This window comes from Streptococcus sp. HMSC072D07 (assembly GCF_001814835.1).
Lineage (GTDB): Bacteria > Bacillota > Bacilli > Lactobacillales > Streptococcaceae > Streptococcus.
The window spans coordinates 103830-123802 of the sequence record NZ_KV818078.1; the positions used below are offsets into that span (position 1 = coordinate 103830).

A 19973-nucleotide genomic window follows, 5' to 3' on the forward strand; every position below is an offset into this window, starting at 1 on the left:
TCGCGAATTAATAATATCTAGATGAGAGGACACCGTTCTCTCTTTTTAGTTGATTTTAACTAGCTTTTTTGTGAAAAATTGTGTAAAATAGAATAGATAAACGAGGGAAACCTCGAAAAATAAAAGGAGAATCCATCTAATGGTAAAATTGGTTTTTGCTCGCCACGGTGAGTCTGAATGGAACAAAGCTAACCTTTTCACTGGTTGGGCTGATGTTGATTTGTCTGAAAAAGGTACACAACAAGCGATTGACGCTGGTAAATTGATCAAAGAAGCTGGTATCGAATTTGACCAAGCTTACACTTCAGTATTGAAACGTGCAATCAAAACAACAAACTTGGCTCTTGAAGCTTCTGACCAATTGTGGGTTCCAGTTGAAAAATCATGGCGTTTGAACGAACGTCACTACGGTGGTTTGACTGGTAAAAACAAAGCTGAAGCTGCGGAACAATTTGGTGATGAGCAAGTTCACATCTGGCGTCGTTCATACGATGTATTGCCTCCAAACATGGATCGTGATGATGAGCATTCAGCACACACTGACCGTCGTTACGCTTCACTTGACGACTCAGTTATCCCAGATGCTGAAAACTTGAAAGTGACTTTGGAACGTGCCCTTCCATTCTGGGAAGACAAAATCGCTCCAGCACTTAAAGATGGTAAAAACGTATTCGTAGGAGCTCACGGTAACTCAATCCGTGCCCTTGTAAAACACATCAAACGCTTGTCAGATGACGAAATCATGGACGTGGAAATCCCTAACTTCCCACCATTGGTATTCGAATTCGACGAAAAATTGAACGTAGTTTCTGAATACTACCTTGGAAAATAATCTATAAACAGAAAGCCTAGAAATTCCTAGGCTTTTTTGTATCTAAGTTTAAAAAAAGGCAATTTAGCTAATTGAAAAAGTATAAAATGAGAGGATATAGCTTATGAAATAGTAAGTTGTATGAATTAATCTTCTTTTGATTCGTAGCTCCAGTGTTCGTAGTTATAGGTTGATAAAATTATATCCGTGATTTCTTCCGGTTCTTCTTGCGCTCCCCCTGCAATCCAAAGAGAAATAATCCCTTCAATACTTGATAAGAAGATTTCCAAAGCGTATTTGTGAGGAATTTGGAAGTTTTCTGATAAGAAATGACGAGTCGTTTCTTTTTGATTATCAGTTAGAATAATGCTACTTAGAAATTCACGAATTGCACCACGAAAGTCTATGTAATGACTTTGGGACAAGGCGTTGATGAGGCGTTCGTTCGAACGTAATATATAGAAATTTGCTAACATAAACTTTCTAGGAGATTCTCTTTCTTTTTCTAAAAAAATGTAGAGCTGGGAAATGATTTCACTTTTAAAACTGTCAATCATTTGATATTTGTCTTCATAGTGTAGATAGAAAGTTCCCCTATTAATTCCTGCGCGTTTGCAGAGTTTACTAATTGATATATTTTCAAATTTCTCCTCTGATAGCAGCTGAATCAAAGCTTCTTTGATGTCTTCCTTAGTAGTAGTTTTTCGTTTCTGAACCATTTCTCTTCCTTTTTCTTAAATCAACACTTTGTTGATTTTTGATTATTGCTTTTTGACTTAGCCCATTATATAATATTTGTGATTTAGAATCAACACCTTGTTGATTTAAGAAAATGAGCTTTGAAAAGGAGATAAACGATATGGCTTATATTGAAATGAAACACAGCTACAAGCGTTACCAGGTTGGGGATACGGAGATTGTGGCTAATCGTGATGTGAATTTTGAAATTGAAAAAGGGGAGCTGGTTATCATACTTGGTGCTTCAGGTGCTGGAAAATCAACCGTTCTCAATCTCCTAGGAGGTATGGATACCAATGATGAGGGGGAGATTTGGATCGATGGTGCCAATATTGCCAACTATAGTTCGCACCAACGAACAAACTATCGTCGTGAAGGTGTAGGTTTTGTTTTTCAATTTTACAATCTGGTCTCCAATCTGACAGCCAAGGAAAACGTGGAACTGGCCTCAGAAATCGTGACAGATGCCTTAGATCCAGAGCAGGTTTTGACAGATGTAGGGCTAGGTCATCGCCTCAATAATTTTCCAGCCCAGCTTTCTGGAGGGGAGCAACAGCGAGTCTCCATCGCACGGGCAGTAGCCAAAAATCCTAAAATTCTCCTCTGTGATGAACCGACAGGTGCCTTGGATTATCAGACGGGGAAGCAAGTCTTGAAAATTCTCCAAGACATGTCTCGTCAAAAAGGAGCGACGGTGATTATCGTGACCCACAATGGTGCGCTAGCTCCTATTGCAGATCGGGTGATTCACATGCGCGATGCCACTGTTAAGAGCATGACGATCAATGAGCATCCGCAGGATATCGATACATTGGAGTATTAGCATGAAAAAAACATATCAGAAAGACCTATTTCAGTCAGTGACGACTTCAAAGGGACGCTTTGTTTCTATCTTAACCTTGATGATGCTGGGTTCTCTAGCCCTAGTAGGTCTCAAGGTGGCCAGTCCCAACATGGAACGTACGGCAGAGGATTATCTCCGTAAAGCCAATACTCTGGACCTGGCCGTGATAGCTGATTATGGCTTGGACAAAGAAGACCAAGACGAACTAAAGACCCTTCAAGGAGCAAGTGTTGAGTTTGGCTATATGGCAGACCTAACCGTTGAACATAGTGAAGAAGCGGTTCGACTTTATTCCAAACCAGAGAGCATTTCAACCTTCCAAGTGACAGAAGGGCGACTGCCAGAAGCTGATGAGGAAATTGCCCTAGCCGACTTCTGGAAAGACCGCTATCATATTGGAGAGACCATTACCTTTACTAAGAAAGAAGAAAAGTCCGTTCTAAAATCCCAAACTTTTACAATTACTGGATTTGTTGAGTCGGGTGAAATCCTTTCTAAAGAAGATTTAGGAAGTGCTAGTAGTGGAAATGGCAACCTGACTGGCTATGGAGTAATTTTACCCAGTCAGTTTGACTCAGATGTTTATAGTATTGCGCGTGTGCGCTATGACGATTTAAAAAATCTGGATACTTTTTCATCAGACTATAAGACCAAACGAGCCCAACATCAGGAAGAGTTGCAAGACTTACTTGCTGATAATGGTCAAAAAAGATTGGCAAGTATCAAATCAAATGGGCAAAAGAGCTTGGAAGAGGGCAAAGAACAGCTCCAAACTGCTGAAAGCAACCTTGAAAATGGCAAGAGTCAGTTAGAGCAGGCCGAAAGTCGCTTGAAAACGCAAGAAGAACAAGCGACCGCTTTACCAGAACCGCAAAAGAGTCAAATCGAGGGACAGCTGACAAAAGCTAAGGAAGAACTGGCGACAAAAAAAGAAAAACTGGCTCAGACAGAGAGTGATCTAACTAAGGAAAAAGAGAAGCTTGAACAGCGTCAGAAAGAGCTTGATGAACTGGCAGAGCCGAAATACCACGTATACAATCGCCAAACCATGCCAGGTGGTCAAGGCTACCTCATGTACAGCAATGCATCATCAAGCATTCGTTCAGTCGGAAATATCTTCCCAGTGGTGCTATATATGGTCGCTGCAATGGTGACCTTTACAACGATGACTCGCTTTGTAGATGAAGAACGCACCAATGCAGGTATTTTCAAGGCCTTGGGTTACCGCAACCGAGATATTGTTGCCAAGTTTGTCCTCTATGGTTTTCTTGCAGGAACTGTGGGAACCATTATAGGAACACTTCTTGGACATTATCTTCTTGCAGGGGTGATTTCAGATGTTATAACAGCTGGGATGGTTGTTGGAAAAAGTCACGAGTATTTCTATTGGTCTTATAGTATCCTTGCCCTAGCCTTGAGTTGGGTATCTAGTGTTTTGCCGGCTTATCTGGTGGCGCGAAGGGAGTTGCACGATGAAGCAGCCCAACTCTTACTTCCCAAACCTCCCGTTAAGGGATCAAAGATTTTGCTGGAACGACTGAGCTTTATTTGGAGTCGTTTGAGTTTTACTCATAAGGTTACGGCAAGAAATATCTTTCGTTATAAGCAACGGATGCTGATGACCATTTTTGGAGTTGTAGGTTCAGTTGCTCTCTTATTTGCTGGTCTTGGTATTCAGTCATCTGTGGGAGGAGTTTCCGAACGCCAATTTGAACAAATCCAGCAATACCAGATGATTGTAGCAGAAAAGAGCAGTGCAACGGAGCAAGAAAAAGCAGATCTGGAAAGTGCCTTGCAAGCTGAATCGATCCACGCTTATCAAAAGATTTACTCTAAATCCATTGAAAAAGATTTCAAAGGAAAAGCAGGACTTCAAACCATCACCATGATGGTTACTAGTGGAGAAGACTTCAATCCCTTTATCACATTAGAGGAAAATGGGCGAGAGTTGCAGGTCACTAATGGAGCGGTCGTGAGTCAAAAATTAGCCCAATTAGCAAGTGTTACGGTTGGAGACAAGCTGGAGCTTGACGGGAAGGAAATCAAGGTTGCGGCTATTTCTGAAAACTATGTTGGACACTTTGTTTATCTAAACCGTGCGACTTACGAACAAGTCTATGGAACCAGTCCGCAAGACAATACCTACCTAGTAAAATTAAAAGACCCAACACCTTCCAATACGGAGAAAGAAGCGGCTACTTTCATGGGAAAAGCTGCTGTTTCTGGGGTCGTCCAAAATGCAACGGCTATCCATCTCTTTGAATCTGTAGCCAATTCTCTCAATAAAACCATGGCAATCCTTGTCCTTGTTTCCGTCTTACTAGCCATTGTCATTCTTTACAATCTCACCAATATCAATGTGGAAGAACGTATCCGCGAACTTTCCACTATCAAGGTTCTCGGTTTCCACAATAAAGAAGTGACCCTCTATATCTACCGCGAGACCATAGTGCTATCCCTTGTGGGGATTGTTCTCGGTTTGGTAGCAGGCTACTATTTACATCAATTTTTGATACAAATGATTTCACCTGCCACCATACTCTTTTATCCTCAGGTCAGCTGGGAAGTCTATGCGCTTCCAATCGTCGCAGTGACGGTGATTTTGACTTTACTAGGTCTCTTTGTCAATCACCACTTGAGAAAGGTGGATATGCTTGAAGCCCTGAAATCAGTAGAGTAATTCAAGGTTTTAAACAGTAAATCAGTTGACAAAGTCTCTGCTTCTTGGTAGAATAAGAATTGTCGTAAAGACAAATAACTTCTTCTTGGTTACAGGCATGCCAACCTGTCACTCGGATGAAGCCAAATAAAAAGGAGAAACATCATGGCAATCTCAAAAGAGAAAAAAAATGAAATCATCGCACAATATGCACGTCACGAAGGTGATACAGGTTCAGTAGAGGTTCAAGTTGCTGTCCTTACTTGGGAAATCAACCACCTTAACGAACACATCAAACAACACAAAAAAGACCACGCTACTTACCGTGGATTGATGAAGAAAATCGGTCGCCGTCGTAACTTGCTTGCATACTTGCGTAAAAACGACGTTAACCGTTACCGTGAGTTAATCAACTCTCTTGGACTTCGTCGCTAATCTTGCGTCTAAAACGTTTCTATACTTCGTTGGCTTCAGCTCGATGTACCATTAGTACAATCTTCGCCTCGTCGCCTAGTCTATAAACGTTTTATCCAGCAAGACTTGAGCTCTCTGATATTCAGAGAGCTTTTTTACTTTTGTCACCCTACCTCGATATACTAAAGTATTATCTTCGGTTACGGTTTCTAGCACTGTAAGGTAAAATAAACCAAATCATCTCCCTTCGGGGAGATTTTTTATTTTCACTAGTTTTATAGTACAATCTTCGGCTTGTCGCCTAGTCTATAAACGTTTTAGCCCGAGCTCAAATCAGCTCTCTGACTTCAGATGGCTTTTTCTATATATATTTACATCCTTGTTCATCTAATAGAAATATGGTATACTTTTCATGAGAATTTTCTAAATTTTTAATTTTGTTTAAGGAGGTTTTCATGCTTTCCAAATTTTCTGGAAGCCGACGGGACCTGCAATTTGTGTTACTTTTAGGTATTTTGCTAGCTGTTTTAGGGATTTCCCTTTTTCTAGCAGTTTCTATGGGATCCGTTGCGATTGATCTAGGCGATACCTATCGGATTATTTTGAGCAGGTTGGGGTTTCCTCTTGAGATAGGAGAGGTTTCTAAGTCCACTCTTGCCATTGTATGGAACATGAGATTCCCCCGAGTATTGCTCGGGCTTATAGTAGGAGCTGGTCTTTCTATGTGTGGTAGCGTGATGCAGTCCACAGTGAATAACCCCATCGCAGAGCCTTATGTCTTAGGAATTTCTGCGGGTGCAACTCTAGGGGCAACTTTGAGCATCATTCTCGGTTTGAAAGTGATGATTAGCCTTGGAGCTTTTCTTGGAGCTATTTTGGCAACAATTGCTGTCCTCATCATTGCCTCTATGCAGGGAAGGATGACGACTTCCAGTCTGATCTTATCAGGAACGGTGGTCAACGCTCTCTTTCTGGCTTTTTCCAACTTTATTATCTCAGTCGGAGCTAATGCGGACAGTGTGATGACCATTAAGTTTTGGACCATGGGTTCGCTCGCTGGGACTTCCTGGGCAGATTTGCTCCTGCCAACTATAGTAGTAGGATTGGCCTTTCTATTTTTCGCTACTCAGTATCGTGTTTTTAATGCGATGATGATGGGAGATGAGGCTGCTTTAACTTTGGGAATTCCCTTACGCTTCTATTGGTATCTTTATGTGACCGTGGTGGCTGTGCTGACAGCTGTCTTGGTGGCTACTTGTGGAATTATTGGATTTGTTGGTTTGATTACTCCTCACTTAGCTCGAGGGTTAGTAGGAACGAATTACAGGAGACTTTTTCCTGTTGCGACCATACTGGGTGCCCTCTTTGTCATCTGGGCAGATGTACTCTCCCGTATCATCATTCCAAATGCTGAGCTGCCGATTGGTATTTTCACAGCCTTAGTGGGTGCTCCCTTCTTTATCTACATTGTTGGAGGTAGGCGAAGGGAGGTGAGGGCCTGATATGGACTTGATTTGTCAGGATGTTCACTTTGGACTAGGAGAGAAAAAAATCCTCAAAGGAGTTTCTCTTAAGGTTGAGGGGCATCAATTTCACACGATACTAGGACCAAATGGAAGTGGAAAAACTAGCCTGCTTAAACTTCTCTATCGTCAGGAAAAGGCGGACAAAGGCTTGATAAGCCTTGATGGAAAGAAGCTGGAGCATTGGTCACTCAAAGAAACAGCCAAGCAAATGGCAGTTGTCACCCAGTTTAATCAATTGCAGTTTGATTGTACAGTTGAGGAAATCGTCTTGCTGGGCAGAACGCCCCACCTCTCTTTTCTACAGAAGGAAAAGGAAAGAGATTATTCCCTCGTTCAAGATGCCCTCGTCAAGGTAGATATGCTTGAGAAGAAAACTCGTCTCTATTCGTCTCTGTCAGGGGGAGAGAAACAACGAGTCTTATTAGCACGCGCCTTGGCGCAAGAACCGACTCTCTTGCTCCTAGACGAGCCAACCAATCACCTGGATATCAAGTATCAGTTAGACTTGTTGGCTATTGTGAAGAATCTCAAGGTCAATGTTCTAGCTGTCCTGCATGATATTCAACTTGCTTGTCGCTATTCGGATTATCTCTATCTGATGAAAGAGGGAGAAATCCTTTACCAAGGGACTCCAAAGGAGACCATCACCCCTGAGTCATTGCAAACTGTATACGGAGTTCAAAGTCAGGTGACTTGGACCGAGGATCATCAAGCCATGATTCACTATTTATAAGAATGAAAAGGAAAATAAGATGAAAAAAACACTAAGCATTTTACTCGTAACAGTAGCTACCTTAACCATGGCAGCTTGTGGCAACACTACTACAGAAAAAGCTACCACGCAGTCTAGCACAGAAACAAGTCAAAAGGCCAGCACAGAGACGACTTATCCGTTAACGGTTAAAACCTATGATGTTAAGGGAAATGAAGTCGAACAAGTCTTTGACAAGGCACCTGAAAAAGTTATCACCAACAATCTTTCAACAACTGAAATCTTATTGGAGTTAGGCTTGAAGGATAAAATTGCTGGCATGCTCAACCCTGACAATGCTGTAACAGACAAATACAAGGACGCGATTGCGACGATTCCTCAAATTGGCGATAAAAAAACAGTCTCACAAGAGACAGTGCTTTCTTATGAACCAGATGCGGTGATGGGTCGAAACATGATGTTTTCTGAAAAATCTTTGGGAACAGTTAGCACTTGGAATGAAAATAAAATCCCAGTCTATACACAAAAAGCTTCTCTCTCAACGATTCAGCAAGATTTGGGAAATATCGTAGAAGACGTTAAAAATTTTGGAATGATTTTTAATGTGCAGGACAAGGCCAATGAATACGCAGCCCAATTACAAGCTAAAATTGACGCTGTTAAGAAAGCAAACCCTGCAAGCCAAGGTGAAAAGAAAAAGGCTTTGATTATGGTTGCTTATAATGACGAAACCTTCGGTGCTTACAAATCTGCTTTGCAAGAAAGCTTATTGAATCAACTTGGTTATACCAACGTTGCAACGGGAACATCAGGCTTAACCTTGGAAAATCTCGTGTCAATGGATCCTGAGTTGATTATCTATGTAACCAGCGACCGCAATAAAAAATTGGATGCCAACGCAGTAGAGTTGATGAAGGCAAATGAAGTTTTGGAAAACGTTCCTGCAATTAAGAATCAAAAAATCATGACCATTTCTTACGATGAGTTGATGGATTATGGTCCAGCAGTAATCGATTCCCTTGAAAAAATCAATGACTTTATCAATAAATAATGAGTTTGATTGGGAAGGGATTCAAGTTAAGATCAGCCTTCCTTCGACCTATGATCCCAATCAAACCTATCCAGCGATTCTCTTGAATGATGGAAACTTGAATTCTCTATCTTCCCTTTCAGAATCTGTGATTTTAGTGGGCTTGACCTCTAAAAATCGCCTAGATGACTACACTCCCTGGAAGGCATCTGCTTTAAGGGATGGGGCTCCAGATTTTGGTGGTCAGGCAAATGCCTATCATGGTCATTTATTTGGAGGTCTTTTAGACAAGCTGCAGTCGCTTTATCGCCTGGACAAAAATCGCCTTGCCTATGGAGGTTACTCACTAGGTGGTCTGGCAGCAGTATACAGTCTTTTCAGCTTTGACAAGGTCTCCTGTATCTTCTCTATCTGCGGTTCCTTTTGGTATCCTGATTTTACGACTTATTGCAGAGATGAAAAGGTGAAAAATTTGGACTGTTTGCTGTATTTACAGAATGGTCAAACAGAAGGAGTTCATCATACCAATCGCTTGGCTCAAGCACCAGTCTATGCTGAGCAGATTCATACCAGCCTTCAGAAACGTTATCTGACTGGGCAGTTTGTTTTTGATCCTTATGGGCATCATGAGCAAGTGGCTGAGCGATTTCTAGCCTTTTCCAACTGGTTGTCCCAAAAATGGAAAATCGAATAAAAGAAATATCCCTTGGCAAAAGCCAAGGGATAATTGTATTTTTTAACCAAGAGCCTCTCTCTTCTTATCTGGATTCCAGATAAAGCTTGCAATGAAGGTAAAGATAATCGTTAGGATACCAACAACCACAGCAAGGATGAGGGCTGGGATGCGGACAAACCACCAGAGTGGGTTTGGTTTTTTATCATTGTGCCATTGCTTGGTTTCTTCGTCTAAACGTTGGAATTCAGCTTGGATGCGGTCTGCAACCATTTCAATCCCTTCATCATTCATTTTCTTGATATCTGAGATATCGATTGGATTTCCAAAGTTCATATCCACACGTTCACGGCTAACCAAACCTTTCAAGGTCATGGGACCTGTGTAGGTAACCGGCATGATACGAACCTTAGCCATTTTAGCAATCAAGGCTACTCCACCCTTGACATCATTTGAGTGACGGCTCCCACTTGGGAACATGATGAGAGAGCGGTCGCTTTTTTTGAGGACGTTGATAGGGTACTTGATGGCAGAGGCACTAGGTTTTTCCCGGTCGATAGGAAAGGCGCCGCACATACGGATCCACCAGCCAAAGATACGGTTGTTAAACAGCTCTTTTTTGGCCATAAAGATGAACTGTTTTGGCTTGGTCGCAAAGGCCATGTAAACAGGATCCCACCAGGTACGGTGAGGTGCGACGAGGATATAGTTTTCGTCTCGGCTAGGGATTTTATCAGTATTGTGATAGTGGGCATTGCCATTGATGGACCACAAAATCAGCATGACTAGTCCACGCAAATAAGTATAAAACATGAGATCTCCTTCGATTGTATTGCTTTTATTATTATACCTTATCAAAAGACTACTGGCAAACTTTTTCAGTTATCAGCCAACAGTTTTAGATGGGATTAGAATTCTTTTAAAAAAAATGATATGATAGAATTTATGGATAAAAATAAGATTATGGGATTAACCCAAAGAGAAGTCAAGGAAAGACAGGCTCAAGGTTTGGTCAATGACTTTACCGCTTCAGCCAGTACCAGTACTTGGCAAATCTTTAAACGAAATGTTTTTACACTTTTTAACGCATTAAACTTTGTTATTGCCCTGGCGCTAGCCTTTGTGCAGGCTTGGAGCAATCTGGTTTTCTTTGCCGTTATCTGCTTTAATGCTTTTTCTGGGATTGTGACTGAGCTACGGGCCAAACACATGGTGGACAAGCTCAATCTCATGACCAAGGAAAAGGTCAAAACCATTCGTGATGGTCAAGAAGTTGCTCTCGATCCAGAAGAGTTGGTTCTAGGAGATGTCATTCGTTTGTCTGCTGGAGAGCAGATTCCTAGTGATGCTCTGGTTCTGGAAGGATTTGCGGAAGTCAATGAAGCTATGTTGACGGGTGAGAGTGATTTGGTGCAAAAAGAAGTGGATGTCTTGCTTTTATCAGGGAGTTTCCTAGCCAGTGGCGCAGTTTTGGCTCAAGTCCACCATGTCGGGGCAGAAAACTATGCTGCCAAACTCATGCTGGAAGCTAAGACAGTGAAACCAATCAACTCCCGTATCATGAAATCGCTAGACAAGCTAGCTGGTTTTACTGGGAAAATTATCATTCCCTTTGGTCTAGCTCTCTTGTTAGAAGCCTTGATGTTAAAAGGCTTGCCCCTCAAGTCATCCGTTGTAAATTCGTCAACAGCCCTTTTGGGAATGTTGCCTAAGGGAATCGCCCTTTTGACCATTACTTCGCTCTTGACTGCGGTGATTAAGCTGGGCTTGAAAAAGGTCTTGGTGCAGGAGATGTACTCTGTCGAGACCTTGGCGCGCGTGGATATGCTCTGTCTGGACAAAACGGGCACCATCACCCAAGGAAAGATGCAGGTGGAGGCGGTTCTTCCTCTGACGGAAACTTATGATGATGAGGCTATTACTAACATTCTGACCAGCTACATAGCTCATAGTGAGGATAAAAATCCAACAGCCCAAGCCATTCGCCAGCGTTTCCAAGGTCAGGTTTCCTATCCTATGCTTTCGAATCTTCCTTTCTCAAGCGACCGTAAGTGGGGAGCTATGGAGTTGGAAGATTTGGGAACTGTTTTCTTAGGAGCGCCCGAGATGTTGTTGGACAATGAAGTCCCTGAAGCCAGAGAGGCTCTAGAGAGAGGTTCACGTGTCTTGGTATTAGCCCTTAGTCAGGAAAAACTAGACCACCACAAACCACAGAAACCATCTGATATTCAGGCCCTGGCCTTGCTGGAAATCTTGGATCCGATTCGAGAAGGAGCAGCTGAGACACTAGACTATCTTCGTTCCCAGGAAGTAGGCCTCAAGATTATCTCTGGTGATAATCCAGTCACGGTTTCCAGCATTGCCCAAAAGGCTGGTTTTGCAGACTATCACAGCTATGTAGATTGCTCAAAAATCACGGATGAGGAATTGATTGCCATGGCTGAAGAGACAGCTATTTTCGGTCGTGTTTCCCCTCATCAAAAGAAACTCATCATCCAAACGCTGAAAAAAGCAGGGCATACAACGGCCATGACAGGGGACGGAGTCAATGATATTCTGGCTCTTCGTGAAGCAGACTGTTCGATTGTAATGGCAGAAGGAGATCCGGCAACACGTCAGATTGCCAATCTGGTTCTCTTGAACTCAGACTTTAATGATGTTCCTGAGATTCTCTTTGAAGGTCGTCGTGTGGTCAATAACATTGCCCATATTGCACCGATTTTCTTGATAAAGACCATCTATTCCTTCTTGCTTGCAGTCATCTGTATCGCCAGTGCTCTTCTAGGACGGTCTGAGTGGATTTTGATTTTCCCCTTCATTCCGATTCAGATTACCATGATTGACCAGTTCGTGGAAGGTTTCCCACCATTCGTCCTGACTTTTGAGAGAAATATCAAGCCTGTTGAGCCTAACTTCCTCAGAAGATCCATGCTTCGTGCCCTACCAAGTGCCCTCATGGTCGTCTTCAGCGTTCTCTTTGTGAAAATATTTGGCGCGAGTCAGGGTTGGTCAGAGTTAGAAATCTCAACCCTACTTTATTATCTCCTTGGGTCTATCGGTTTCTTATCCGTATTTAGAGCTTGCATGCCATTTACCCTCTGGCGTGTCCTCTTGGTTGTCTGGTCAGTAGGTGGTTTCCTAGCCACAGCTCTTTTCCCAATGATCCAAAAGTTGCTTGAAATTTCAACCTTGACAGGACAAACGTTGCCTGTTTATGGGGCCATGATGCTGGTATTTACCGTGATTTTCATCTTGACTAGTCGTTACCAAGCCAGAAAATAAAGAAAGGCTGCAATCTGTGGATTGCGGTCTTTTTAGGTGCAAGATTGCTAGCTGAAATATGGTATAATAAGAGGTAATAGAGTTTTGGAAAGTGAGAGAAGATGATTTCAAAGAGATTAGAATTGGTGGCGTCTTTTGTACCACAGGGAGCTATTTTACTAGATGTGGGGAGTGACCATGCTTATCTGCCTATTGAGTTAGTTGAGAGAGGCCAAATCAAAAGCGCTATTGCAGGGGAAGTGGTGGAAGGTCCTTACCAGTCTGCGGTTAAAAATGTTGAGGCTCACGGTCTAAAGGAGAAAATCCAAGTCCGTTTAGCCAATGGCTTGGCAGCCTTTGAAGAGGCAGACCAAGTGTCGGTTATCACCATTGCTGGTATGGGAGGACGTTTGATTGCGACCATATTAGAAGAAGGATTGGATAAGCTTGCGAGTGTAGAACGTTTAATCCTCCAACCCAATAATCGTGAAGACGACTTGCGCATCTGGTTACAAGAGCACGGATTTCAGATTGTAGCAGAAAGCATTCTAGAAGAAGCTGGTAAGTTTTATGAGATCTTGGTGGTGGAAGCAGGACAAATGAAGCTATCAGCCAGTGATGTTCGCTTTGGTCCCTTCTTGTCCAAAGAAGTCAGCCCAGTCTTTGTCCAAAAATGGCAAAAAGAAGCTGCTAAGTTAGAGTTTGCCCTTAATCAAATCCCAGAAAAAAATATTGAGGAACGTCAAGTTCTTGTAGATAAAATTCAAGCCATCAAGGAGGTGCTCCATGCTAGCAAGTGAAGTAATTAGAGCTTATGAAGGCTTTTGCCCTCAGGAGTTTTCAATGGAGGGTGACAGTCGTGGCCTGCAAATCGGTACTCTAGACAAGGAGACCCAAAGAGTCATGGTGGCTCTCGATATTCGAGAAAAGACGGTGGCAGAGGCCATTGAAAAGGGTGTGGACTTGATTATCGTCAAGCACGCGCCAATCTTTCGTCCCATCAAGGATCTGGTAGCTAGCCGTCCGCAAAATCAGATTTACATCGACCTGATCAAGCATGACATTGCGGTTTATGTCAGCCATACCAATATTGACATCGTTGATAACGGGTTAAATGACTGGTTCTGCCAGATGCTAGGTATTGAGGACACGACCTATCTGCAAGAAACAGGCCCAGGACGTGGGATTGGGCGGATTGGAAATATTCAAACTCAGATATTTGGGGAATTGGCCCAGCATGTCAAGCAAGTCTTTGGTCTTGATAGTCTTCGAATGGTGCATTATCAAGAGAGTGATTTGCAGAAGCTCATTTCAAGAGTGGCTATCTGTGGTGGTAGTGGCCAATCTTTCTATAAGGATGCTCTAGCTAAGGGAGCAGATGTCTATATCACTGGCGATATCTACTATCACACAGCTCAGGATATGCTGTCTGATGGCCTGTTAGCACTGGACCCAGGACATTATATCGAAGTGCTTTTTGTGGAAAAAATCGCTGCACTCCTTACTCAATGGAAGACAGAAAAGGGCTGGTCTATTGATATTTTGCCTAGTCAAGCATCGACCGATCCTTTCCACCATATCTAGTTAGAAGGTGAAGACAATGAAAAAAGTTGCCATTATTGGAGCAGGGATTGTGGGGGCGACAGCTGCCTACTACCTCTCTAAAGAAGCTGACCTAGAGATAACAGTTTTTGACCATGGTCAGGGTCAGGCAACCAAGGCAGCAGCGGGAATTATCAGTCCTTGGTTTTCCAAACGCCGTAATAAAGTCTGGTATAAGATGGCGCGTTTGGGGGCTGACTTTTATGTGGATTTGTTGGCTGATTTAGAAAAGTCTGGTCAGGAAATCGACTTTTACCAACGCTCAGGAGTTTATCTCTTGAAAAAGGACGAATCCAAGTTGGAAGAACTCTATGAACTAGCTCTTCAGCGTAGGGAAGAATCTCCCTTGATAGGTCAATTAGCCATTTTAGACCAAGCATCTGCAAATGAATTATTCCCTGGTTTGCAGGGATTTGACCGCCTGCTCTATGCTTCTGGTGGAGCGAGAGTAGATGGTCACCTCTTAGTGACTCGTTTGCTAGAAGCCAGTCAAGTCAAGCTGGTCAAAGAAAAAGTGAGTCTGACACCTTTAGCATCCGGTTACCAGATTGGTGAAGAGATGTTTGATCAGGTTATTTTGGCGACAGGAGCTTGGTTGGGGGACATTTTGGAACCTTTAGGATATGAGGTAGATGTTCGTCCCCAAAAGGGGCAACTCCGAGATTATCAGCTCTCTAAAGACCTAGCATCTCACCCTGTTGTCATGCCAGAAGGGGAGTGGGATTTGATTCCTTTTGCAGGTGGGAAATTGTCCCTAGGAGCTACCCATGAAAATGATATGGGATTTGATTTGACGGTAGATGAAACCTTGCTTCAACAAATGGAGGAAGCAGCCTTGCCATACTACCCAGCCTTGGCTGAAGCTACTAAAAGAGGTGAGCGAGTAGGAATCCGTGCCTATACCAGTGATTTCTCCCCTTTCTTTGGGGAAGTACCTGGCTTAGCAGGTGCCTATGCGGCTAGTGGTCTAGGTTCATCAGGTCTCACAACGGGTCCAATCATCGGATATCATCTAGCTCAACTTGTCCAAGACAAGGAGTTGACTTTGGATCCAGTAAAATATCCAATTGAAAACTATGTCAAACGAGTAAAAAGCGAATAAAATTTTACTGAAATTTTAGCAGGTAGTTTAGGATGTCAAATGACATTCCCTATCAAAAATGATAAAATAAGAAAAAATAATCCGAGAATCGAGGAAGAAAGATGCAAGAAAAGATTTTGGTAACTGGTGGTGCTGGATTTATCGGAACCCACACTGTTATTGAGTTGATCCAAGCAGGTCATCAAGTCGTTGTGGTGGATAATCTTGTCAATAGCAATCGTAAAAGTTTAGAAGTTGTTGAAAGAATCACAGGAGTTGAGATCCCTTTTTATGAGGCAGATATTCGTGATACAGATACACTCAGAGATATTTTCAAGCAGGAAGAACCGACTGGTGTCATTCACTTTGCTGGTTTGAAGGCTGTTGGCGAATCAACCCGCATCCCTCTTGCCTACTATGACAACAATATCGCAGGAACTGTTAGTCTTTTGAAAGCTATGGAAGAAAATAAATGTAAGAACATCATCTTCAGTTCTTCTGCGACAGTTTACGGAGACCCTCATACAGTTCCAATCTTAGAAGATTTTCCGCTTTCAGTGACCAATCCATACGGTCGTACTAAGCTCATGCTAGAGGAAATTTTGACGGATATCTACAAGGCAGATTCAGAATGGAATGTGGTTTTGCTTCGTTACTTTAATCCAATCGGAGCGCATGAAAGTGGAGACTTGGGAGAAAATCCTAACGGAATTCCAAACAATCTCTTGCCTTATGTTTCACAAGTAGCAGTGGGCAAACTAGAACAAGTACAAGTGTTTGGAGATGATTACGATACAGAAGATGGAACCGGGGTTCGTGACTATATCCATGTTGTCGATTTAGCTAAAGGTCACGTTGCAGCTTTGAAAAAAATCCAAAAAGGTTCAGGTCTTAATGTTTATAACCTTGGAACAGGTAAAGGTTATTCCGTTCTTGAAATTATCCAAAATATGGAAAAAGCAGTGGGACGTCCTATTCCTTACCGCATCGTAGAACGCCGCCCAGGTGATATCGCTGCCTGCTACTCAGACCCAGCAAAAGCCAAAGCAGAGCTCGGATGGGAAGCAGAACTCGACATCACCCAAATGTGTGAAGACGCATGGCGTTGGCAAAGCAAGCATCCAAATGGATTTGAAGACTAAGATGATGATTTCAATCATCGTCCCATGTCTAAACGAAGAGGAAGTACTTCCTCTTTTTTATCAGTCTGTGGAAGCTCTGCTTCCTGACTTGGGAGCAGATGTCGAATATGTCTTTGTAGACGATGGCTCAATCGATGGGACCCTGCAGCTTTTGAAGACCTATCGGGAGCAGAATCCTACGGTCCGTTATGTCTCATTCTCACGAAATTTTGGGAAAGAGGCAGCCTTATACGCAGGCTTGCAGCATGCAACTGGAGACTTGGTGGTCGTGATGGATGCAGACCTTCAGGATCCTCCTAGTATGCTACTTGAGATGAAAGCCTTACTAGACCAAAATGCAGATATAGACTGTGTTGGAACACGGAGAACTAGTCGGGAGGGAGAACCCTTTTTCCGCAGTTTCTGTGCTGACCTCTTTTACCGCCTCATGCAAAAAATTAGCCCAGTAGCTCTGCCCTCAGGTGTCCGTGATTTTCGCATGATGAGACGATCTGTGGTAGATGCTATTTTGACCCTGACCGAGTCCAATCGTTTTTCTAAAGGACTCTTTGCCTGGGTGGGTTTTAAAACGCACTATCTTGATTATCCAAACGTTGAACGACAGGCTGGCAAGACCAGTTGGAGTTTTAGACAACTCTTTTTCTACTCGATTGAAGGAATTCTTAACTTTTCAGATTTTCCCTTGAGTATAGCCTTTGTAGCGGGACTCCTATCTTGTTTTATTTCTTTTATGATGACTGTTTTTGTGGTGTTTCGGACCCTTATCTTGGGAAATCCGACATCTGGCTGGACCTCTCTGATGGCTGTCATTCTCTTTCTTGGAGGGATTCAACTCCTGACGATTGGGATTCTCGGTAAGTATATCAGTAAGATTTATCTAGAGACCAAAAAAAGACCACTCTATCTCGTCAAAGAAAAAAGTGATGGTAAGTCAAAACAAAGATAGAATTTATCTAGTGTAGTTACTTTTTGTTTTTATAATTCTTTTACTCCGGAATTTTGGTGGTTTTTGGTGGTCTTTAAAGTAACTAGGGATTTGATACGGTATAATGGATTTATGTAGGGATATTTACTGCAAAAGTGGAAACTTAAGAAATAAAAAAATTAGGAGGATTATTTTATGCTAAATAAAGAGGATTATACTGAAGAAATCGGGCTAATAGAGAACCAAAATTATGTAGAGGCTGAATTGTATCCTATAGTTGCTGATATAATTAAGCCCACTTTAAAAGATAGTTTATCAAAAAGATATGTTTTCGGAAGAAGAAAGAGTAATATGGGACAAATATATTATGGTCTAAGTAATTTTCCTGATATAGTTATTTTAGATAAGACTTATGAAAACAAATCCAGAAAAAGTATAAAAAATAAAGAATGGAAGAAACTTCGAGGGTGCGTGGAAGTTAAGAATTTAAAGTATCCTTTAATTACAGAGGAAAAAATCAAATCAACCTTATCGAACAGCTCTGAACATTTAACTAGAGAGATGGGACAACTTATTGGAGATCTTTTATGGTATAAAAAAGTAATTTATACAAATGGAATTGAATGGAGATTTCTAAGTTTAGATGACAGGGAAGAGATAGATAACACAATTATTGAAATGGTTAACAAAAGAATAGAATCAGAAAAAGAGGGAAATTCTTTTGATTGGTGGAAGAATATTAAAGATTTATCGTTCAGTTATACGGATATATGTTTATCCAAAGATTGTATACAAGAGTGGGACGAATTTGTTAAGAAAGTAAAGGAAATAGAATGGTAGGAGTCTATTCTCATTGAGAAATTTAGATTATAAGTTACAGTAAGATTTATCTAGAGACCAAAAAAAGACCACTCTATCTCGTCAAAGAAAAAAGTGACCTTTCTATTATTGAAGGAAAAAAATAACCAAAAAAGACTATAATTTTACCTAGAAATATGCTAAACTAATAAGTGTGGGAAAAATGAGAAAAAATCAATAACATTCATTCCCTGCTTCCTACGATGGATCTTTTAGAAGTGCACGTGTAGGACAATTTTTGATGGCCTCCAGAACATCGCTGGTCTCAGCGATTTCTCTTTGCAATTCAACTGGATCATCGTAAAATCGAACGATTCCATTATCATGGTAATCAAAGAGTTCAGAATAAGTTTGGCAAAGCCCGCAGGCGATGCACCGTTCGGGTATAAGTGTGACTTTCATATTTATATTGTAATAAGAAAATGTAAAAAAAACAAGGAGTAAGGTATGGAAAAAGAACCGTGGCAAGAAGATATTTACGAAAACAATGAGGAAGAAACAAGATCAGAGCGTCGACACCGGAAACAAAAAGGGAAAGGCGTTGTTGCGAATCGTGTCTTGACGGTTCTAGCCAGCCTCTTCTTTGTAATCGTTGTAGCGATGGTAGTTGTATTGATTTACCTATCAACCGGAGGAAGCAATCGTACTTCATCTTTGAAGGACTTCTATGATGCATCGTCTCCTTCTACAAGTTCAAGTTCTAAAGTGGAAGCATCATCATCTTCAAGTAGCAAGGTAGAGGAAACAGCTTCTTCTGAATCAACACCTTCAGAAAGCAGTTCGGAAGAACATGCAGAGGGTGAAGGAACACTTACAGTACAGCCTGGAGAGGGAGAGGCAGCTCTTGCTCAGCGTGCAGGGATTTCCATTGCCCAGCTAGAATCCCTAAATCCTTCTCATATGTCATCTGGATCTTGGTTTGCCAACCCAGGTGATGTGATTAAGACAAGATAGGAGTCGGTCATGAAGACAATTCAAATTGCTATCGATGGTCCAGCTTCGAGTGGCAAGAGTACGGTCGCAAAGATTGTCGCTAAGGATTTTGGTTATACTTATCTCGATACAGGTGCTATGTACCGTGCTGCGACTTATATAGCGCTCAAACACCAGTTGAATGCAGGAAATGTAGACCAACTTCTTGAGCTTCTTAACCAACACCCCATTAGTTTCGGACGTTCAGAAACAGGTGAGCAACTTGTTTTTGTAGGGGATGTTGATATTACTCATCCGATTCGTGAAAATGAAGTGACCAACAAGGTTTCAAGCATTGCTGCCATTCCTGAGGTGCGTGAGAAACTGGTTTCGCTCCAGCAAGAGATTGCTCAGCAAGGTGGTATCGTCATGGATGGGCGTGATATCGGGACAGTTGTTTTACCACAAGCTGAACTCAAGATTTTCCTAGTGGCTTCTGTTGAAGAAAGAGCAGAGCGTCGTTACAAGGAAAATATTGCTAAAGGGATTGAAACAGACCTTGAAACGCTGAAAGAAGAGATTGCGGCGCGTGACTACAAGGATAGTCATCGTGAAACCTCACCTCTCAAACAGGCTGAGGATGCAGTTTACCTTGACACAACTGGACTGAGTATCCAGGAAGTGGTCGAAAAAATCGAATCAGAAGCAAAAAAATATATGTCCTAGGGACGAGAGGAGCAGGCTAAATGAAGCCTGCTCCTTTTCTCTCTTTTGCGCGCGTTTCA

General features: G+C 42.1%; 20 protein-coding genes and 1 pseudogene. 18 read left to right on the plus strand and 3 right to left on the minus strand.

The window, feature by feature from the left end:
* Nucleotides 1-139 precede the first annotated feature (139 nt).
* Entirely contained in the window at nt 140-832 is a 693-nt protein-coding gene (locus tag HMPREF2991_RS08335) for a phosphoglycerate mutase (RefSeq protein WP_000240130.1), read from the plus strand.
* Nucleotides 833-957: 125 nt separating this feature from the next.
* Here HMPREF2991_RS08335 and HMPREF2991_RS08340 read toward each other — a convergent pair whose 3' ends face one another.
* On the minus strand, nt 958-1530 hold the full coding sequence (locus HMPREF2991_RS08340; RefSeq protein ID WP_070568442.1) for a TetR/AcrR family transcriptional regulator: 573 nt from the start codon (nt 1528-1530) through the stop codon (nt 958-960).
* A gap of 140 nt (nt 1531-1670) precedes the next feature.
* Between HMPREF2991_RS08340 and HMPREF2991_RS08345 the strand changes: the two genes are divergently transcribed.
* The 7 genes from HMPREF2991_RS08345 to HMPREF2991_RS08375 all read left to right on the plus strand — a co-directional run bounded on the left by HMPREF2991_RS08345 (nt 1671) and on the right by HMPREF2991_RS08375 (nt 9428).
* The gene (locus HMPREF2991_RS08345) at nt 1671-2372 is read left to right on the plus strand and encodes an ABC transporter ATP-binding protein (RefSeq protein ID WP_070568445.1); all 702 of its coding nucleotides are present in this window, start codon (nt 1671-1673) and stop codon (nt 2370-2372) included.
* Between the two features lies 1 nt (nt 2373).
* A complete protein-coding gene (locus HMPREF2991_RS08350; RefSeq protein WP_070568451.1) occupies nt 2374-5073 on the plus strand; it encodes an FtsX-like permease family protein in 2700 nt (899 codons plus the stop codon).
* Nucleotides 5074-5217: 144 nt separating this feature from the next.
* Complete coding sequence (gene rpsO, locus HMPREF2991_RS08355) at nt 5218-5487, plus strand: 30S ribosomal protein S15 (protein WP_001018251.1); 270 nt, start codon at nt 5218-5220, stop codon at nt 5485-5487.
* 434 nt (nt 5488-5921) lie between these two features.
* Nucleotides 5922-6968, plus strand: coding sequence for a FecCD family ABC transporter permease (locus tag HMPREF2991_RS08360; protein ID WP_070683827.1), 1047 nt, complete (start codon nt 5922-5924; stop codon nt 6966-6968).
* A gap of 1 nt (nt 6969) precedes the next feature.
* The gene (locus HMPREF2991_RS08365; protein WP_070683829.1) at nt 6970-7725 is read left to right on the plus strand and encodes an ABC transporter ATP-binding protein; all 756 of its coding nucleotides are present in this window, start codon (nt 6970-6972) and stop codon (nt 7723-7725) included.
* Nucleotides 7726-7744: 19 nt separating this feature from the next.
* Nucleotides 7745-8755, plus strand: a complete 1011-nt coding sequence (locus tag HMPREF2991_RS08370) for an ABC transporter substrate-binding protein (RefSeq protein WP_070683831.1) — start codon at nt 7745-7747, stop codon at nt 8753-8755.
* Entirely contained in the window at nt 8736-9428 is a 693-nt protein-coding gene (locus HMPREF2991_RS08375) for an alpha/beta hydrolase-fold protein (RefSeq protein WP_070683834.1), read from the plus strand. Before HMPREF2991_RS08370 ends, HMPREF2991_RS08375 begins: the two co-directional genes overlap by 20 nt.
* Before the next feature lie 42 nt (nt 9429-9470).
* Here HMPREF2991_RS08375 and HMPREF2991_RS08380 read toward each other — a convergent pair whose 3' ends face one another.
* Nucleotides 9471-10220 carry a lysophospholipid acyltransferase family protein gene (locus HMPREF2991_RS08380; RefSeq protein ID WP_000500183.1) on the minus strand — a complete coding sequence of 250 codons (750 nt, stop codon included), beginning with the start codon at nt 10218-10220 and terminating at the stop codon, nt 9471-9473.
* Between the two features lie 132 nt (nt 10221-10352).
* Between HMPREF2991_RS08380 and HMPREF2991_RS08385 the strand changes: the two genes are divergently transcribed.
* From HMPREF2991_RS08385 to HMPREF2991_RS11435, 8 genes and pseudogenes are all read left to right on the plus strand, one after another.
* Nucleotides 10353-12689 (plus strand): cation-translocating P-type ATPase, encoded by a 2337-nt coding sequence (locus HMPREF2991_RS08385; protein ID WP_070683887.1) that lies wholly within the window; start codon nt 10353-10355, stop codon nt 12687-12689.
* Nucleotides 12690-12790: 101 nt separating this feature from the next.
* Nucleotides 12791-13468 (plus strand): tRNA (adenine(22)-N(1))-methyltransferase, encoded by a 678-nt coding sequence (locus HMPREF2991_RS08390; RefSeq protein ID WP_070683836.1) that lies wholly within the window; start codon nt 12791-12793, stop codon nt 13466-13468.
* Complete coding sequence (locus tag HMPREF2991_RS08395; RefSeq protein ID WP_070683838.1) at nt 13455-14252, plus strand: Nif3-like dinuclear metal center hexameric protein; 798 nt, start codon at nt 13455-13457, stop codon at nt 14250-14252. The genes HMPREF2991_RS08390 and HMPREF2991_RS08395 overlap by 14 nt, the downstream gene beginning before the upstream one ends.
* Before the next feature lie 16 nt (nt 14253-14268).
* Complete coding sequence (locus tag HMPREF2991_RS08400) at nt 14269-15372, plus strand: NAD(P)/FAD-dependent oxidoreductase (RefSeq protein ID WP_070683840.1); 1104 nt, start codon at nt 14269-14271, stop codon at nt 15370-15372.
* Nucleotides 15373-15473: 101 nt separating this feature from the next.
* Nucleotides 15474-16493 carry a UDP-glucose 4-epimerase GalE gene (gene galE / locus HMPREF2991_RS08405; RefSeq protein ID WP_070683842.1) on the plus strand — a complete coding sequence of 340 codons (1020 nt, stop codon included), beginning with the start codon at nt 15474-15476 and terminating at the stop codon, nt 16491-16493.
* Nucleotide 16494: 1 nt separating this feature from the next.
* The gene (locus tag HMPREF2991_RS08410; RefSeq protein WP_070683889.1) at nt 16495-17439 is read left to right on the plus strand and encodes a glycosyltransferase family 2 protein; all 945 of its coding nucleotides are present in this window, start codon (nt 16495-16497) and stop codon (nt 17437-17439) included.
* A 174-nt stretch (nt 17440-17613) separates the two neighbouring features.
* Nucleotides 17614-18258: a hypothetical protein gene (locus HMPREF2991_RS08415; protein ID WP_070568480.1), complete on the plus strand. Its 645-nt coding sequence runs from the start codon at nt 17614-17616 to the stop codon at nt 18256-18258.
* A gap of 38 nt (nt 18259-18296) precedes the next feature.
* A pseudogene (locus HMPREF2991_RS11435) lies at nt 18297-18399 on the plus strand (glycosyltransferase); the annotation flags it as partial.
* 75 nt (nt 18400-18474) lie between these two features.
* On the opposite strand, the gene HMPREF2991_RS10780 reads toward HMPREF2991_RS11435, so the two are convergent.
* The gene (locus tag HMPREF2991_RS10780) at nt 18475-18678 is read right to left on the minus strand and encodes a ferredoxin (RefSeq protein WP_002874767.1); all 204 of its coding nucleotides are present in this window, start codon (nt 18676-18678) and stop codon (nt 18475-18477) included.
* 45 nt (nt 18679-18723) lie between these two features.
* Between HMPREF2991_RS10780 and HMPREF2991_RS08420 the strand changes: the two genes are divergently transcribed.
* On the plus strand, nt 18724-19230 hold the full coding sequence (locus tag HMPREF2991_RS08420; RefSeq protein ID WP_000410189.1) for an SAG1386/EF1546 family surface-associated protein: 507 nt from the start codon (nt 18724-18726) through the stop codon (nt 19228-19230).
* Between the two features lie 9 nt (nt 19231-19239).
* Nucleotides 19240-19914, plus strand: a complete 675-nt coding sequence (gene cmk, locus HMPREF2991_RS08425) for a (d)CMP kinase (protein ID WP_000849413.1) — start codon at nt 19240-19242, stop codon at nt 19912-19914.
* The last annotated feature ends 59 nt before the right edge of the window (nt 19915-19973 follow it).

Coding starts and splice junctions, on each gene's coding strand:
- HMPREF2991_RS08335 (WP_000240130.1), top strand. CDS start 140: ATGGTAAAATTGGTTTTTGCTCGCCACGGTGAGTCTGAATGGAACAAA.
- HMPREF2991_RS08340 (WP_070568442.1), bottom strand. CDS start 1,530: ATGGTTCAGAAACGAAAAACTACTACTAAGGAAGACATCAAAGAAGCT.
- HMPREF2991_RS08345 (WP_070568445.1), top strand. CDS start 1,671: ATGGCTTATATTGAAATGAAACACAGCTACAAGCGTTACCAGGTTGGG.
- HMPREF2991_RS08350 (WP_070568451.1), top strand. CDS start 2,374: ATGAAAAAAACATATCAGAAAGACCTATTTCAGTCAGTGACGACTTCA.
- rpsO (WP_001018251.1), top strand. CDS start 5,218: ATGGCAATCTCAAAAGAGAAAAAAAATGAAATCATCGCACAATATGCA.
- HMPREF2991_RS08360 (WP_070683827.1), top strand. CDS start 5,922: ATGCTTTCCAAATTTTCTGGAAGCCGACGGGACCTGCAATTTGTGTTA.
- HMPREF2991_RS08365 (WP_070683829.1), top strand. CDS start 6,970: ATGGACTTGATTTGTCAGGATGTTCACTTTGGACTAGGAGAGAAAAAA.
- HMPREF2991_RS08370 (WP_070683831.1), top strand. CDS start 7,745: ATGAAAAAAACACTAAGCATTTTACTCGTAACAGTAGCTACCTTAACC.
- HMPREF2991_RS08375 (WP_070683834.1), top strand. CDS start 8,736: ATGACTTTATCAATAAATAATGAGTTTGATTGGGAAGGGATTCAAGTT.
- HMPREF2991_RS08380 (WP_000500183.1), bottom strand. CDS start 10,220: ATGTTTTATACTTATTTGCGTGGACTAGTCATGCTGATTTTGTGGTCC.
- HMPREF2991_RS08385 (WP_070683887.1), top strand. CDS start 10,353: ATGGATAAAAATAAGATTATGGGATTAACCCAAAGAGAAGTCAAGGAA.
- HMPREF2991_RS08390 (WP_070683836.1), top strand. CDS start 12,791: ATGATTTCAAAGAGATTAGAATTGGTGGCGTCTTTTGTACCACAGGGA.
- HMPREF2991_RS08395 (WP_070683838.1), top strand. CDS start 13,455: ATGCTAGCAAGTGAAGTAATTAGAGCTTATGAAGGCTTTTGCCCTCAG.
- HMPREF2991_RS08400 (WP_070683840.1), top strand. CDS start 14,269: ATGAAAAAAGTTGCCATTATTGGAGCAGGGATTGTGGGGGCGACAGCT.
- galE (WP_070683842.1), top strand. CDS start 15,474: ATGCAAGAAAAGATTTTGGTAACTGGTGGTGCTGGATTTATCGGAACC.
- HMPREF2991_RS08410 (WP_070683889.1), top strand. CDS start 16,495: ATGATGATTTCAATCATCGTCCCATGTCTAAACGAAGAGGAAGTACTT.
- HMPREF2991_RS08415 (WP_070568480.1), top strand. CDS start 17,614: ATGCTAAATAAAGAGGATTATACTGAAGAAATCGGGCTAATAGAGAAC.
- HMPREF2991_RS10780 (WP_002874767.1), bottom strand. CDS start 18,678: ATGAAAGTCACACTTATACCCGAACGGTGCATCGCCTGCGGGCTTTGC.
- HMPREF2991_RS08420 (WP_000410189.1), top strand. CDS start 18,724: ATGGAAAAAGAACCGTGGCAAGAAGATATTTACGAAAACAATGAGGAA.
- cmk (WP_000849413.1), top strand. CDS start 19,240: ATGAAGACAATTCAAATTGCTATCGATGGTCCAGCTTCGAGTGGCAAG.